This window comes from Pseudomonas sp. AC463, assembly GCF_979253585.1.
Genome location: NZ_CEEDDZ010000237.1, coordinates 1 through 363, shown reverse-complemented (window position 1 = coordinate 363; position 363 = coordinate 1). Strand labels below are relative to the sequence as shown.

General features: G+C 63.4%; 1 protein-coding gene. It reads right to left on the bottom strand.

Annotated elements, in window-relative coordinates; genetic code table 11:
- Positions 1-116 precede the first annotated feature (116 nt).
- Positions 117-363, bottom strand: a 247-nt coding sequence (locus AC0IYH_RS29945) for a hypothetical protein (RefSeq protein WP_471837728.1), incomplete at its 5' end; no start/stop codon positions are given.

The following is a 363-nucleotide window of genomic DNA, read 5'->3' as shown; positions in this document are numbered from 1 at the left end:
GCTTCACGGCGCGAAGGATGCATGCTGGAGTTCCGATGTAGCGAGTCGATGGTGTGGGATACTCCCGCCGACGCGCCCCGAGGCCATATATCGGGCTGAGAAGTACTGCGCTTCCGCTAGAAGACCGTCTGCGGCAACGTACGGACAGCTTGGGGCGTGAGTCCCGGCTCGACGAGCGTTTCGGTTGCGCGCGGGAGCACAGCGTCGTTGAACCAAGTGCCCGCAATGTCGTGAAACGTGTCGTGACAGCGCGCGTAGCGAAGATCGAGCTCGCCCACGGACGTCCTCAACTGCGCCAGAATGTCGGCATAACGCAGCGCACGCGGAGAGCCCGCCCCCGGCCGAATAATCGATCGGCTCACT